At 68.7% G+C, this 15,262-nt stretch carries 13 protein-coding genes; 6 read left to right on the plus strand and 7 right to left on the minus strand.

Annotated features, from left to right (window positions below; translation table 11 throughout):
• Positions 1–61 precede the first annotated feature (61 nt).
• The 5 genes from VMT65_RS03825 to VMT65_RS03845 all read right to left on the minus strand — a co-directional run bounded on the left by VMT65_RS03825 (position 62) and on the right by VMT65_RS03845 (position 5,799).
• Positions 62–1,198, minus strand: coding sequence for an Mrp/NBP35 family ATP-binding protein (locus VMT65_RS03825; protein ID WP_326306507.1), 1,137 nt, complete (start codon positions 1,196–1,198; stop codon positions 62–64).
• A 50-nt stretch (positions 1,199–1,248) separates the two neighbouring features.
• Complete coding sequence (locus VMT65_RS03830; RefSeq protein WP_442790164.1) at positions 1,249–2,115, minus strand: lytic transglycosylase domain-containing protein; 867 nt, start codon at positions 2,113–2,115, stop codon at positions 1,249–1,251.
• A gap of 187 nt (positions 2,116–2,302) precedes the next feature.
• Positions 2,303–3,733 (minus strand): lytic transglycosylase domain-containing protein, encoded by a 1,431-nt coding sequence (locus VMT65_RS03835; RefSeq protein WP_326306508.1) that lies wholly within the window; start codon positions 3,731–3,733, stop codon positions 2,303–2,305.
• Between the two features lie 156 nt (positions 3,734–3,889).
• On the minus strand, positions 3,890–4,477 hold the full coding sequence (locus VMT65_RS03840; RefSeq protein WP_326306509.1) for a DUF1003 domain-containing protein: 588 nt from the start codon (positions 4,475–4,477) through the stop codon (positions 3,890–3,892).
• On the minus strand, positions 4,474–5,799 hold the full coding sequence (locus VMT65_RS03845; protein ID WP_326306510.1) for a magnesium transporter MgtE N-terminal domain-containing protein: 1,326 nt from the start codon (positions 5,797–5,799) through the stop codon (positions 4,474–4,476). Before VMT65_RS03845 ends, VMT65_RS03840 begins: the two co-directional genes overlap by 4 nt.
• A 61-nt stretch (positions 5,800–5,860) precedes the next feature.
• Here VMT65_RS03845 and VMT65_RS03850 point away from each other — a divergent pair, with 61 nt between their 5' ends.
• The 3 genes from VMT65_RS03850 to VMT65_RS03860 are packed head-to-tail and all read left to right on the plus strand — an operon-like array spanning position 5,861 to position 7,941.
• Positions 5,861–6,817, plus strand: a complete 957-nt coding sequence (locus VMT65_RS03850; RefSeq protein WP_326306511.1) for an HpcH/HpaI aldolase/citrate lyase family protein — start codon at positions 5,861–5,863, stop codon at positions 6,815–6,817.
• A gap of 52 nt (positions 6,818–6,869) precedes the next feature.
• Positions 6,870–7,361, plus strand: coding sequence for a general stress protein (locus tag VMT65_RS03855; RefSeq protein WP_326306512.1), 492 nt, complete (start codon positions 6,870–6,872; stop codon positions 7,359–7,361).
• A 4-nt stretch (positions 7,362–7,365) separates the two neighbouring features.
• Positions 7,366–7,941: a suppressor of fused domain protein gene (locus VMT65_RS03860; RefSeq protein ID WP_326306513.1), complete on the plus strand. Its 576-nt coding sequence runs from the start codon at positions 7,366–7,368 to the stop codon at positions 7,939–7,941.
• A 41-nt stretch (positions 7,942–7,982) separates the two neighbouring features.
• Here the strand turns inward: VMT65_RS03860 and VMT65_RS03865 are convergent, their stop codons facing one another.
• Entirely contained in the window at positions 7,983–9,614 is a 1,632-nt protein-coding gene (locus tag VMT65_RS03865) for an alpha/beta fold hydrolase (RefSeq protein WP_326306514.1), read from the minus strand.
• Between the two features lie 80 nt (positions 9,615–9,694).
• Positions 9,695–10,774 carry a magnesium/cobalt transporter CorA gene (gene corA / locus VMT65_RS03870; RefSeq protein WP_442790165.1) on the minus strand — a complete coding sequence of 360 codons (1,080 nt, stop codon included), beginning with the start codon at positions 10,772–10,774 and terminating at the stop codon, positions 9,695–9,697.
• A 62-nt stretch (positions 10,775–10,836) separates the two neighbouring features.
• Between corA and VMT65_RS03875 the strand changes: the two genes are divergently transcribed.
• The 3 genes from VMT65_RS03875 to VMT65_RS03885 all read left to right on the plus strand — a co-directional run bounded on the left by VMT65_RS03875 (position 10,837) and on the right by VMT65_RS03885 (position 15,249).
• Positions 10,837–11,691, plus strand: coding sequence for a PHP domain-containing protein (locus VMT65_RS03875; RefSeq protein WP_326306515.1), 855 nt, complete (start codon positions 10,837–10,839; stop codon positions 11,689–11,691).
• A gap of 314 nt (positions 11,692–12,005) precedes the next feature.
• Entirely contained in the window at positions 12,006–13,562 is a 1,557-nt protein-coding gene (locus VMT65_RS03880) for an FAD-binding protein (protein WP_326306516.1), read from the plus strand.
• A 478-nt stretch (positions 13,563–14,040) separates the two neighbouring features.
• A complete protein-coding gene (locus VMT65_RS03885; protein WP_326306517.1) occupies positions 14,041–15,249 on the plus strand; it encodes an NAD(P)-dependent malic enzyme in 1,209 nt (402 codons plus the stop codon).
• The last annotated feature ends 13 nt before the right edge of the window (positions 15,250–15,262 follow it).

Consider the following 15,262-nt stretch of genomic DNA (forward strand, 5'->3'; position numbering starts at 1 on the left):
CAAAGGGACAACAGGTCGGCCCGGCGTGCGATCGCACGCCGGGCCGACCTGGAGGAATGGATTACAGGTGGCGGGTGGTGTCGATGGAGAGGGACATGCCCGCGAGGCCGCGGCGGCGGACCGCCAGCTTGTCGGCGATTTCCAGGAGAGCCTTGCCGGAGGCGGATTCCGGGGCGCGCAGGACGATGGGGGTGCCTTCGTCGCCCGCCTCGCGCAGCTGCTGCTCGATCGGGATCTGGCCCAGCAGCGGCACATTCGCGCCGATGGCCCGGGTCAGGTTGTCCGCCACGGTCTGGCCGCCGCCGGAGCCGTAGAGCTCCATGCGGGAGCCGTCGGGCAGGTCCAGCCAGGACATGTTCTCGATGACACCGGCGATGCGCTGGCGGGTCTGCAGGGCGATGGAGCCCGCGCGCTCGGCGACCTCGGCGGCGGCCAGCTGCGGGGTGGTGACCACCAGGATCTCCGCGTTCGGGATGAGCTGGGCCAGCGAGATGGCCACGTCGCCGGTGCCGGGCGGCAGGTCCAGCAGCAGGATGTCGAGGTCGCCCCAGAAGACGTCGGCCAGGAACTGCTGCAGCGCGCGGTGCAGCATCGGGCCGCGCCACACCACCGGCGTGTTGCCCTGGGTGAACATGGAGATCGAGATGACCTTCACGTCGTGCGCGATGGGCGGCATGATCATCCGCTCGACCTGGGTGGGGCGCTGATCGGTGCCCAGCATGCGCGGCACGGAGTGGCCGTAGATGTCGGCGTCGAGGACGCCGACCGAGAGACCCTTGGCGGCCATGGCGGCCGCGAGATTCACGGTGACGGAAGACTTTCCGACGCCGCCCTTGCCGGAGGCGACCGCGTACACGCGGGTCAGCGAGCCGGGCTGGGCGAACGGGATGACCGGTTCGGCGGCGTCGCCGCGCAGCTTGCGGCGCAGTTCGGTGCGCTGCTCGTCGTTCATGACGTCGAGCTCGACGGTGATCGCGCCGACCCCGGCCACATCGGCCACGGCCTTCGTGACCCGTTCCTGGATGGCGGTTTTCATCGGGCACGCCGACGTCGTCAGGTAGATCACAACGTGGACACTGCTATCCGCGCCGACCTCGACGCTCTTCACCATGCCCAGTTCGGTGATCGGTTTCCGGATCTCCGGGTCGTTCACCTTCGCGAGCGCGCCCCGCACATCCGATTCCGTTACCACTGGCATGCGGCCAGTCTAGGAGCGACCGCGGCGGACCTCGGATGCGGGGGAGAGCCTCAGATGCGGGGGAGGGCAGCCGCCGAGGGCGAGATGCCGGAGCCGTAGGCGGTTTCCCACGCCATGACGTTCGCCACGTAGGCCATGGAGTTGTTGTAGCGGAGGATGGCCCGGGTCTGCTGGCCCGGATCGCGCATGTCGAGCCCGCCCTCGCAGAGGTACTTGCCCGCGGTGAGCGTGGCGTCGTAGATGTTCTGCGGGTCGGCGACGCCGTCGCCATTGCCGTCGGCCGCGTACTTGCGCCAGGTCTCGGGCAGGAACTGCATGGGGCCCACGGCGCGCCGGTAGCTGCCGGACAGGCCGTCCAGGTCGCCGCCCTCGGCGGTCGCGACCACGTTGTTGCCGTACAGACTTCCGTCCAGGACCGGTCCGTAGACGTTCTGCAGCGGGTAGCCGTTGTCGTCGATCTTGCCGAAACCGTGGGTGGATTCGACCCGGCCGATTCCGGCCAGCATGTTCCACGGCATATTGCAGGTCGGATTCTCCACCGCCAGAACCTTTTCCGCGTTCTGGTAGGCGTCGTAGGCCACGCCCGGCATGCCGAGCGGTCCGGCGGGACGCGCCGATGGGACGCGGCCCTCGGGCTGGGCGATGGTCTTGACTTCCGGCGGCCCCACGGGCGCAACCTGTTTGGCCTCGTGCAGCAGCGGTTCGGGGGCGGCGGCGGGTGCGGCCGCCTCCGGTCTGGGTAGCTGCTCGTCGGCGTCGTTCGATAGTTGTTGCTGGACAGTCGCTGTCAGCTTGTCGGCGATGCTCCCGTCGCCCGCTCCGGTAACTGTGGCCAGACCGGCGGGCACCAGCCCGGTTAATGCGATGACCGATCCACGGCGAACTTTCAGGACCGGGGGTTTACGGTGACGACCCACTGTGTGGTGACCCTCCATTGCCATCGGTTGATACCGGGGTGATGCAGTGAGGGCCACGTTACCTTATCCGAGACCTTCCCGTTACCCCTTCGTGACCAACTCTCAGGTTTAGAAGGAATCCCTAGTCAAAACGTCGCGGAATGCGAGTTCCGGAGCGGCGCTCCGAAACTCGCGAAACACACAATCGTTACGGAGCGGGCGCGGGGGCCGGAGCGGGCAGCGGAATGGTGATGCCGAACGGCAGTGTGATGCCCGGGGCCGGAGTGGTGGTGTCGGCGGTCTCCGGGGTGTTCTCCGCGGGGGCCATCGGCTCGGCTTCGGGCGTCTTGGTCGGCGTGACGATTTGCTGATCCTGCGGTTGCTGGACCGCCTGCTGAGGCTGATCCTGCTTCGGATCCTGTTGCCCCGCCTGGGTGCTGCACCCGGCCGCCGTCTGATCCTTGACCATCGGCTTGCCGTCGGGACCGAAGATGATCGGCTTGCCCTCGGCGGTCATGATCGGCTGACCGTCGGAGCCGAGCACCTGCTCGCCGGGCTGACCGCTCTCGGGCAGCTGCTGATCCGGCTGCGCCGGAACCGCCGCCTGCGCACAGGGATTCGCGGGCTGCGCGGGGGCCGGGCAGAAGATGCCGCACGGGATCGGCGGCAGACCCGGGATGGTGATCATCACCTGGGTCGGCGTCGGCGTGGTGGTGACCGGCTGGGTGGTGGTCTCCGGCTCGGTGCTGGCCGGAATCTGGGTGGAGGCCACCGTGATGTCCGGGCCGCTGACCGGAACGTAGTTGTTGCCCACCAGATCCGGCGAAATGCTCACCTGCTGCGGCGTGCCGCCGGTCTTGTACGCATTGGCCCAGCTGAGCACATTGGCCGCGTAGGAGACCGAGTTGTTGTAGCGCAGCACGGCCCGCAGCTGCTGCTGTGGATCCGACAGGTCCATGCCGCCCGAGCACAGGTACTTGCCCGCCGCCAGCGCGGCGTCGAAGACATTGTTGGGATCCGGTGTGCCGCTGCCCTTTCCATTGGCGGCATAGACCGACCAGGTGCTGGGCAGGAACTGCATGGGCCCGATGGCGCGCACGTAGTTGCCGTCGGCGGCCTTGATGATCTCGTTGCCCGGCAGCGTCCCGTCCAGGGCCGGTCCGTAGATGGGGGTGACCGTGGTGCCCGCGGCGTCGGTGCGGCCGTTGTTGGCGTGATTGGACTCGATGCGGCCGATCCCGGCCAGCAGGTACCAGGGCAGGTGGCAGTTCGGGTCCGAGGACTGCAGCGCCAGTTCGGCATTGCGGTAGGCCGCCAGCACGATCTCGGGAATGCCGAGCACGCCGTTGCCGCCGGGCAGCGCGATGTCCTGGAGTGGGACGGTGCCGCCGAAGAGCGGATTGCCGTCCGCGGGCGGGGTCATTGCGCTGAGTTTGCGGGGGGCCTCCGGAGCCGCCGGAACCAGGCCCACGGTCTGATCCGAGGCGGTGTCGGCGGAGCTGTTCAGGCTCGCGTTGTGGGCCTGGGCGGCCGCCAGCAACGCGTCCGGCGCGGCCTGCGGGGCAGCGGTGTGAACGGTCGTGTTGGTGGTCGAACCGGCGGTGACCAGGCCCGCGATCAAGAGCGCCGACGCTGTCACCGGTGCAGATATTCTCTTCGCCACCACACAATCCCCTCAGTCGTGCGGCCGGTTCCCGGGAGTGACACTCATACTGCGGCAGTGTCTGGGTCGGTCGCTCGGAACAACGTGATCCAGGTTACCCATGAGTCAGCTCGTTCGGTACAACTTCAGTGGTCAGTCGCCATCATTTTGTGCCAAATTTGCGACCTCGGGGGCCTTTCGATCGGTACTCTTCTTGGTTTTCTTGACCTTGGCGACCTCGCCGCCGACGGCCAGTTTCTCCAATCTGACCAGGGTTTCCTTGATGTCGTCCAGTTCCCTGCGCACGTAGTCGCGCGTGGCGACCTCACCCACGGCCAGGCGCAGCGCGGCCAATTCCCGGGCCAGGAATTCGGTATCGGCCTTCGTCTGGGCCGCCCGGGTGCGGTCCTCCTCGAGCGACACGCGGTCGCGATTGTCCTGCCGGTTCTGCGCCAACAGGATCAGCGGCGCGGCGTAGGCGGCCTGGGTGGAGAAGGCCAAGTTCAGCAGGATGAACGGGTACGGGTCCCACTGCAGGCTGACGGCGAAGACATTGAGCAGAATCCACACCGCCACGATCACGGTCTGGATCACCAGGTAGCGGCCGGTGCCCAGGAAGCGTGCGATCTGTTCGCTGGTGCGGGCCATGGCCTCGGCGTCCCAGTCCAGGCCGCGGAAGCGACTCTCGACCGGGGTCTCCAGGCGCTGGCGGGCGCTGAGTTTCTCGAGCCGTTCGCTCATGCGCGGCCTCCCGTCCCCTCGACCACGGGCAAGCCGTGCACATCGTGTTGGTCTTCGTCCTGCTCGCGCCAATCCTCGGGCAGCAGGTGGTCGAGCACGTCATCGACGGTGACGGCTCCCAAGAGATGATTCTCCGCGTCCACCACCGGTCCGCACACCAGGTTGTAGGTGGCGAAATAGCGGGTCACCGCGGTGAGGGGCGCGTCGGGCCGCAATTGCACCAGATCGGTGTCGACAATGCCGCCGACCAGGTTCGCGGGCGGTTCCCGCAGCAATTGTTGGAAGTGCACACAACCGAGATAGCGACCGGTCGGTGTGGCAGTGGGCGGGCGCACCACGAACGCCATGGACGCCAGCGCCGGGGTCAGCTCGGGATCGCGAATCCGGGCCAGCGCCTCGGCCACCGTGGTGGAGGCGGTGAGCACCACCGCGTCCGGGGTCATCAGACCGCCGGCGGTGTAGGGCGCGTGCTCGAGCAGGCGACGCACCGGCTCGGAGTCCTCCGGATCCATCAGCGCCAGCAGCGATTCCGCCTCGCCCGCGGGCAGCTCGCCCAGCAGGTCGGCGGCGTCGTCGGGGTCCATGGCCTCGAGCAGGTCGGCGGCGCGTTCCACACCGAGCTGTTCGAGCAGTTCGACCTGGTCGTTCTCGGGCAGCTCCTGGACCACGTCGGCGAGTCGCTCGTCGTCGAAGGCCGAGGCCACCTCGATGCGGCGCTTGCGCGGCAGTTCGCGCAGCATGTGCGCGACGTCGGCGGGTCGCATGCCCTCGAACTGCTCGAGCAGCTGGGTGACGTCCTGGCCGGGCAGGTTGAGTTCGGTCTGGGTGAGCCCGCGCACCATCGCCCAGTCGACCACGTGCACCGCGCCGCGCCGACCGAAACCCACGCCGAGGCGGCGGCGTTCGCGCACCGCGACGCGCGAGACCACCCAGTCGCGGGTGCGGCCCTGCTCGATGCCGAGGTCGACCACCACCACGTCGGCGTCGGTCAGCTGCGGCAGCTCGGGATCGGCGACGCGGACGGTGGAGTCGAGAATCTGCGCGACGGCCAGCAACTCGCCGGGGCGCTGCTCGAAGCGGCGCACACTGATCGTCCCGGTGGTGAGGGTGATCGCGCCCGGCTCGATGGCCTGCACGCGCAGCATGGGCACGAAAATGCGCTTGCGGGTTGGCAGTTCGACCAGGATGCCCAGGACCCTGGGCTGCTGCCGGTCGTACCGTATCGAAATCACTATGTCCCGGAGGCGGCCGATAGACTCGCCGTCCGGTCCCAGTACTACCAAGCCCGCCAACCGGGCGGCGAAAACCTTCGTCGCTGCCATGTTTGATAAGGCTAGTGGGTTGAACGCGTCCGAAATGTCGCGCCACGTGAAGGAGTGACCCATGACATCGACCGGGCCGAATATTCGGGTGCGCCGATCGGTGCTGGCCGTACCCGGCAGCAACCCGCGCATGATCGAGAAGGCCAAGGGACTGGCCGCCGACGAGGTGTTCCTGGACCTCGAGGACGCGGTCGCGCCCGCGGCCAAGGCGGCGGCGCGCGCGAACATCGTGGCCGCGCTGAACTCCGGCGGCTGGGGTGCTCAGATTCGCGTTGTGCGGGTCAACGATTGGAGCACCGAGTACACCTACGCCGATGTCATCACGGTGGTGGAGGGTGCGGGCTCGGAGCTGGACGCCATCCTGCTGCCCAAGGTGACCGACGCGGGGCAGGTGCGGGCCTTGGATCTGCTGCTGACGCAGCTGGAGAAGGCCAACGGCCTGCCGGTCGGTCGGATCGGGATCGAGCCGCAGATCGAGAACGCGCTCGGGCTGCGCAATATCGACGCCATCGCCACCGCGAGCCCGCGCGTGCAGACACTGGTGTTCGGGCCCGCCGACTTCATGGCGTCGATCAATATGCGGACGCTGGTGGTGGGCGAGCAGCCCGAGGGCTACGAGCCGGGTGACGCTTATCACCACATCTATATGACGATCTTGCTCGCGGCGCGGGCGCACGGCCTGCAGGCCATCGACGGGCCGTACCTGGCGGTGCGCGACATCGACGGGTTCCGCCGCAACGCATCCCGTACGGCCGCACTGGGTTTCGACGGCAAGTGGGTGCTGCACCCGGATCAGATCACCGCCTGCAACGAGATCTTCAGCCCACGTCAGAGCGATTACGACCGGGCCGAGGAGATTCTGGACGCGTATGCCTTCCACACCTCGGTCGACGGTGGGGCGCGCGGTGCGGTGATGCTGGGCGACGAGATGATCGACGAGGCCAGCGCGAAAATGGCGCAGGTCATAGCCGAGAAGGGACGCGCCGCGGGAATGGTGCGAACCACGCCTGCTCTTTGAAATCCGGCACGGCGAAGCGCCGAAGGTGGACGCGAAATAGCATGATGGAGTCATGACAAATCCCATGGGGAATGCGAACCGGGGCCGCCCGGGCCTCCCGACGCCACCGTCGGGCTGGCCGATCGGCTCCTACCCGACCTATGCGGAGGCGCAGCGGGCGGTCGACTATCTGGCCGACAACCAGTTCCCGGTGGAGGGCGTGACCATCGTCGGCGTGGACCTCATGCAGGTCGAGCGCGTGCTGTACCGGCTGACCTGGGGCAAAGTCATTGGCGGCGGCATGGTTTCGGGCGCCTGGCTCGGCCTGTTCCTGGGCCTGCTGCTGAGCATGTTCACCTCCGGCGGGGCCATCGGCCCGCTGGTGGTGGGTCTGGTCGGCGGCATCATCTTCGGACTCATCTCCGCGACCATCCCGTACGCGGCCACCCGCGGCCAGCGCGATTTCGCGTCCACCATGCAGTTGGTGGCCGGACGCTACGACGTGCTGTGCGATCCCAAGACCGCCGAGCAGGCGCGGGACATGCTCGCCAGGTTGGCCATCTAGATTCATGAATGTTGTGGACAAGGTCCGAGCCGGGGTGCTCGGCCATTTCGGTGTGGAATCCGCGGACGCGGCGTCGGTGACGTTCCTGGGGTTGGAGCCCATCGACATCCTGCGCATCCCCGACGGGGAATTCGTGCATTACGCGACGCTGGGCGGCTCCCGGCACCCGATGACGGATCCGGCTGCCGCGCTGGCCGATCCGGTGCGCGGGCCGCGCGCGGAACTGGTGCTGACGCTGCGCGGCGGCGTGGGCGCGGGGTCGGGGCTGACTCGCACCCTGGGCGTGCTGGTGGCGGCTCCGTCGGTGGAAGGCGTTGTGCTGCAGGCGGATGCGCTGCTCGACCTCGGAGAACCCCTGTGGGCCAACGCGCCGTTCACCGCGGTGCTGCTGGGCGACAGCGAGATTCCGGCCGTGGATCTGCCGGAACCCGCCGAGGCCGTGCGCTTTCTGACGGTCGTCCCCATCACGGCCACCGAGGCCGCCTGGGTCCGCATTCGCGGCGCGGCGGCCCTGCGCGAAGCCTGGGCCGAGGCGGGCATCGACATCCGCGACCCCGCCCGCTCCGCCGCCCAGCTCTGACGCCGCGCTCCCACCTCGAGAGGGGTCTGGGCGAGGGAGCGCTAGGCGAAGGGGTTGCCGTCGGTCGGGCAGGTCGCGCCGGAGGCGGGAAGCGTTCCCGTGGTGAGGTATTCGCGCTTGGCCGCCTCGGCGCAGGTGCTGTGGACGTACATGCTGGTGTGGCCCGCGCCCTCGACGACGAGTAGCTGGGCGTTGGCCAATTCCGCTGCGCCCGCGGCCGCTCCGGCCAGGGGCGTGGCGGGGTCGTTGCGGCTGTTGATGATCAGGATCGGGGCCGTGGGGCGGTTCAGCGGGCCGGTGTAGGGGTGGACGGCGGACTGGGGCCAATAGGCGCAGGAGAGGGTGTCGAAGACGCCGAGGCGGCCGAAGGCGGGCACACGTTGGTCCTCGGTCACCGCGAGGGTGCTGTAGCGGCGCTCGTCGCGCGGGACGGTGCTGTCGGCGCACTGGGTGCCGTAGAAGGCCTCGGTGTAGTTGTCGTCGTAGGTGTTCGCGCCGGTGCCGCCCAGACCCTCGGCGCTGCCGGTGCCGATCTCGGCGACCTGGCGGACCAGGGCCGCGGCCTCGGCGAGCACATCGGTCGGCAGGTAGGGCGTCTCGCGCAGGTCGTAGAGCTGTTGGAGGGTGGCGGCGACCCGCGGCCAGGCCGCGGGATTGGACAGCTCTCCGGCCACGGCGACCACGGTGCCGTAGTCGTAGCGCTTGCCGTCCCACGAGATCGGTTCGCGCCGAACGCGTTCGAGTATCTGCTGCCACTTCTCGCGCGGATTCCCTTCGGAGAAGGCGCATTCGGGACCGGCTGCTACGCAGGCGTCCAGCATGGCGTCGAAGGTGCCCGCGATTCCGGTGGCGACGTCCTGGCGGGTGTCGAGGGGCAGGTCCGCGCCCGCCGCGCCGAAGGCATTGCCGCGGAAGTCCATCGACCCGTCCAATGCCATGGCGCGCACCCGGCCGGGAAACATGTTGGCGTACAACGCGCCCAGATACGTGCCGTAGGACATCCCGTGATAGGTCAGCTTGTCGTCGCCGACGGCCCGGCGCAGCAGGTCGAGATCGCGGGCGGTGTTCTCGGTGGAAAGGTGCGGCAGCAGATCGCCCGCGCGCTGGGCGCAGTTGTCGGCGAGGGTCTTGGCGGCGGTGAAGAACGGCGCTTCGGTACCGGGTGCGCCGGGCATGGCGGGATAGGTGGTGAAGAACTGCTGCTGCACGGTCGCGTCCGGAAAGCAGTGCACCGGTGCGCTGTTCGCGACGCCGCGGGTGTCCCAGGACACCAGGTCGAAGCGCTCGCGCAGGGCGTCGGAGAACAGCCACGGCCAGTGCGCGCGCTGGCGCAGTCGGTCCACCCCGGAGCGGCCGGGGCCGCCGAAATTGACGAAGAGGGTGCCGAGGCGATGCGCGGGATCGGCGGCCGGGAGTTTGATCACGGCCAGATCGATCGAGCGCGCCTCGGGATGGGTGTAGTCCAGGGGCACTCGTGCTGTGGCGCAGGAGAATCCGGACTCACAGTCCGTCCACCGCAAGGTCGGGGTCGGCACCGCGTCGGCGAGGGCGTCGACATAGGGGTCGATCGCCGCGGCCGCGGTGTCCGCCGACGCCGGTACCGGCACGGCGAGCAGGAGCCCGAATATTGCTGTCCACCAACCCATCCGGCGCGCGGCCGGTGAGTTCCTCATCGAGAACACACCGGCATTCATAGCAACCCGAATGTCCGCGAGTCGAGCCGCTCGGCAACGCCCCAGGTGGGTGGGGTTGCTCAGAGCCAGTTGTTGCGATGGAAATTCGCGTACAGCAGCGCGCACAGCGCGAGCATGATGGCGATCACGGCGGGATAGCCGAAGGTCCACGAAAGTTCCGGCATGTGTTCGAAATTCATGCCGTAGACGCCCGCGATCATGGTCGGCACCGCGGCCATGGCGGCATAGGCGGAGATCTTGCGCATATCGGTGTTCTGCTGCACGCTCACCTTCGCGAGCGCGGCATTGATGAGCGCGGACAGCGATTCGTTGAAGTCGAGGATCTGTTCGGTCACCGCCGTGTGATGGTCGGTGACATCCCGCATGTAGCGGCGAATCTCCTTCGGCAGCGGCAATGCCGTGTCCTGGGTGAGCAGCTGCAGGGGCAGGGCCAGCGGCTTCACGGCCCCGCGCAGTTCCACCACTTCGCGTTTCAACTGGTAGATGGCGTCGATCTGGAGTTTGCTGGAAGGTGTGAAGACCGCCTCCTCCATGGCGTCCACGTCCGCCTCGATGGCCGCGGTCACCGAGACGTAGTTGTCCACCACATGGTCGGCCACTGCGTGCAGCACGGCCGTCGGGCCGAGCGCCAGTCGTTTCGGGTCGGACTCCAAATCCCTTCGCACACTGGCCAACCCGGTGTGCTCGCCGTGGCGCACGGTGATCACGAAGTCGGGTCCGGTGAACACCATGACCTCACCGGTGTCGACGATCTCGGAGACCGTGGTCAACTCGTGCTCGAGATACTGCACGGTGCGCAGCACCACGAACAGAACGTCGTCGTAGCGTTCGAGTTTCGGTCGCTGCCGCGCCTGCACCGCGTCCTCGACGGCCAGCGCGTGCAGCCCGAACGTCTTGGCCACATCGGTCATGAGTTCCTTGCCGGGCTCGAGCAGGCCCAGCCAGACGAAACCGTTCTTGCGCTCGCGCACCTCGTCGAGCCCGTTCTTGTAGGTGCACTGGTCCCACAGCCGCTCGCCGTCGACGTAGACCGCGCAGTCGACCACGCGGCCCTCGGGGTGCGCGGGCTTCGATGGCTCCGGCCGGGTGCCCGACCAGGAGGGCCAGTGGAAGGACGGCAGCGGCGAATTGGACGACACCTCAGCGATGCTAATCGTCCCGGCCCCCGGTGATCGGCCACGGCGCAGGCAATATAGGGGGCGTGCGTATCGATCTCCACACCCATTCCACCGCGTCCGACGGCACGGACACCCCGGCCGAGCTGATCGCGAAGGCCGCCGCCGCGGGCCTCGACGTGGTGGCCCTCACCGACCACGACACCACCTCCGGCTGGGCGGAGGCGGTGGCCGCGCTGCCGCCGGGGCTGACACTGGTGCGGGGCATGGAGATGTCCTGTGTGGGTTTGGGGGAGGACGGGTACCCGGTGCCGGTGCACCTGCTGGCCTACCTGTTCGATCCCGAGGACGAGTCGTTCGCCCAGGAGCGTGAGCGGCTGCGCGGCGAGCGCGTGGTGCGGCTGCGATCCATGGCCGAACAGATGGCCGCCGACGGGCTGCCCATCGATCCGGACGAGGTGATGGCCTCGGTCGGCCTGTCCGCGGGCCGCCCGCATCTCGCGCGGGCGCTCGTCAAGGCCGGTGTGGTCCCGACGGTGGACGCGGCCTTCCAGGATCTGCTCGCCCCGCACGGTCGCTACTACGTCGAGAAGGCCGACACGCCGCTGCGGCGCGCGGTGGAAATGGTGGCTTCGGCGGGTGGGGTGAGCGTGGTGGCGCACGCCCGGGCCCGCAAGCGCGGCCGGCTGCTGGCCCTCGACGATATTCGCGCGCTGGCCGAGATCGGGCTGGGCGGTTTGGAACTCGACCACCCCGACCACAGCGCGGCCGACCGCGCGATCCTGGCCGACCTGGCCGCCGAGCTGGGTTTGCTGACCACCGGCTCCTCGGACTACCACGGCACCAACAAGACCATTCAGCTCGGTGAATTCACCACCGACCCAACGCAATTCGAGGAAATCGTGGGCAAAGCAACGGGGGTCCCGGTGGTCACTGTATGAGGGTGCTCCGGGGTCTGAGCGGGATCGTCGCGGGGGGCACCGCGGTGTTGGCGGCCACGGTCGTCGGGGCCGCCATCATGGGTGCTCGGCGTGGGTTTCCGGGCCCCGGATGGCTGGATGTGACATGGCATGTGGGTGCGGCGGTAGCGGTTGTTACGGCCCAGATATATGCGGATAGGCGTCACGGTTTGACCGCATTTTTCGGATGCATGGTCGTTTTCTTGGTAGCCGGATATCTGCTCTGGGCACAGTGGTGGAATTGAAATACGCATAACGGTTGCGGGCAGTTGAACTGTCGTCGAACATTTGTCGATATGACCGAATTCGACGCCGATGTGCTGGTGCTGGGAGGTGGCCCGGCCGGAGCCTGGGCCGCCCTTGCCGCGGCCGCCGCGGGCGCGCGGGTCGTGGTCGTCGACAAGGCCCGCTGCGGGACCAGCGGTCCGACCGCGCGCGGCGGGGTCACCCTGTGGAATCTGCCCGCGGGCGCGGCGCGCGAGGAGGCGGTGCGGCAGACCCTCGCGCACGGCGGCGGGCTCGGGGATCCGGAGTGGATGTATCGGGTGCTGGAGGAGACGCATCGGCGCGTCGGTCAGCTGGTGCAGGGTGGATTCCGATTCCAAGGCGAACACGCCGAGCGCCCCGCCCGGGTCTACCTCGACGGGGCCAAGTATCTGGGGCGAATGCGGCGCAGCATGGTCGTAGCGGGGGTGCGGATCCTCGACCACCATCCGGCATTGCAACTGCTCACCGACGGCGACGGTGTCGTCTCGGGCGCGTCGGGTGTGGCGGTGCAGGGGGAGGCCCGCGGCTGGACCGTAAAGGCCCGTGCGGTGGTGCTGGCCACCGGCGGCTGCGCGTTCCTCTCCGGCGGCGCGGGCACCGATGTGGACACCGGTGACGGTCTGCTCATGGGCGCCGAGGTCGGGGCCGAACTGTCGGGCATGGAGTTCTCCAACGCGTATTCGCTGGCCCCCGTGGCGGATTCACCGCAGTGGGGCGGCCGTCCGGTGGCGGCGGTCTTCGCCTCCGACCAGGTCATGCACTTCGCGACGCTCTACGACGAGTCGCGGGCGGTGCTGTGGGGGCAGGGATGCGGTTCGCGGGCACAGGCTTTCGCGGCCATCGCCGACGGCCACCGGGTCTACGCCGCCCTGGACGAGCTGCCCGAATCGGTGCGGGTCGAACTGCGGCGGCTCGGGCCCAGCCCCTCGGGGCGGGTGCCGCTGTCGGCGGTGCTGCAGGGCACCGTGCGCGGCACCGGCGGCCTGCGGCTGGCCGGACCCGATTGCGCCACCACGGTTCCCGGGCTCTACGGCGCGGGCGACGTCACCACCCGCGAGCCGATCACCGGGGCGGTCAGCGGTTTCGGCGGCCAGAACGGCGCGTGGGCGATTTCCTCGGGCGTGTGGGCGGGCGCGGGCGCGGCCGGTTTCGCGGCGGCCCGCCGCAAGGTCGGCAAGGCGCGTCCGGTGCCCGGCGCGGGGCTGGGCGACAAGGCGCGGCTGGATCCGCGCGCGGTGGTCGGGCTGGTGCAGGAGCACACGCTGCCGCTGCGGCGCAGCTACTGGCGCAGCGAGGGCAGTCTGCGCGACAGCATCGCCGAACTGGACGGTATTTGGCCCGGGGCCGAATTGGCGCTCGGCGGAAAGGGTCCCGCCCGGGTGCGCGCCCGTCAGGCCGCCGCGCTGCTGGCCGTGGCCCGCTGGACCAAGTACTCGGCGCTGGCCCGCACCGAGACCCGCGGCATGCATCGGCGCACCGATCACCCCAGTGCGGGAAGTGACTGGCGAGTACGTTTGATCTCGGGCGGACTCGAAAGCGTCTGGGTCCGACCGGACCTCACACCCGCCCCCGCCCGCCCGGCTTGACAGCTCACCGCGCCCGGTGCGACCGGGTTGTGACAGTTCTCCGGGTTCTCTTCCCCACCAGGGAGTTTTCGTTCATCTCGGTGTGATTCGGGTGCCCTACGCTTCAACGATGTGGTGGCGACGCGACGGACCCGGGGGCGATTTGGCAGGCCGTCGCAGCGACTGGCAGAATGATCCGATCCTGGCCGTCGCCACCGCCCGGCCCGGGACACTCGGTGATCACGCACCCCGACTCGTGGGTCCGCACGGGATCACCCCGCTGTATCGGACACACCCCTCCGGTTCTCGCTCGACGATCTGCGCTGTCGCCATGCCTGCCACGCAATGTCGTAATACTTTGTGTGCGTTGCCACGATGAGGTGGCGGGACGGCTGCGGCAAAAGATATATGAGCACCGAAACCATAAATTCCGCTATTACCGAACGGTAACCGTCAAACGGTTGAGTCCGAACCGATCAGGAGTGAAATCGTGTCACCCGTGACTGAAGCAGTGAATGCCACCGAGGCCCCCGCGTCCAATGGGGCGAACCTGTCCGACATCACCAACGAAGAAATTTTCGCCGGGCACCTTGGCGGCAAGCTCTCGGTCGAACTCACCGCTCCGCTGGAGACCCAGCGCGACCTGTCCATCGCCTACACCCCGGGCGTGGCGAAGGTCTGCCTCGGCATCGCCGAGGACGAGTCCCTCGCCAAGACCTACACCTGGGCCGAGCGGCTGGTCGTGGTCGTGTCCGACGGCACCGCCGTGCTGGGCCTGGGCGATATCGGCGCGCGCGCCTCGCTGCCCGTGATGGAGGGCAAGGCGGCACTGTTCAAGAAGTTCGCCGGGCTGGATTCGATTCCGCTGGTGCTCGACACCAAGGACCCCGACGAGATCGTCGAGACCCTGATCCGGCTGCGCCCGAGCTTCGGCGCGGTCAACCTCGAGGACATCTCCGCGCCGCGCTGCTTCGAGATCGAGAAGCGCGTCGTCGAGGCGCTGGACTGCCCGGTCATGCACGACGATCAGCACGGCACCGCCATCGTGGTGCTGGCCGCCCTCAAGGGCGCGGCCGCGGTGACCGGCCGCGACATGTCCGGCCTGAAGGTCGTGGTGTCGGGTGCGGGCGCGGCCGGTGTCGCGTGCACCGACATCCTGTTGGCCGCAGGCGTTTCCGACATCGTGGTGCTCGATTCCAAGGGCATCGTGAGCCGGGACCGCGGCGACCTGAACGAGTACAAGACCGCGCTGGCCGCGCGCACCAACCCGCGCGGCGTGACCGGTGGCGCGGCCGAGGCGCTGGCGGGCGCGGACGTGTTCCTGGGTCTGTCGGCGGGCACCATCGCCGAGGAGCTCATCGCGTCCATGGCCCCCGGGTCCTTCGTGTTCGCCATGTCGAACCCGAACCCGGAGATCCACCCCGAGGTGGCCAAGAAGTACGCCGCCATCGTGGCCACCGGGCGCAGCGATTTCCCGAACCAGATCAACAATGTGCTGGCCTTCCCGGGCGTCTTCAAGGGCGCGCTGGACGCCGGTGCGCGTCGGATCACCGAGGGCATGAAGGTGGCCGCCGCCGAGGCGATCTTCAATGTGGTGGCGGGTGAGCTGTCCGCGGACAAGATCATCCCCAGCCCGCTGGACCCGCGCGTGGCTCCGGCCGTCGCCGAGGCCGTGGGCAATGCCGCGCGCGCCGAGGGTGTCGCGTAGTAGCTCGAACTCG

The organism is Nocardia sp. CDC153, assembly GCF_035818515.1.
Lineage (GTDB): Bacteria > Actinomycetota > Actinomycetes > Mycobacteriales > Mycobacteriaceae > Nocardia.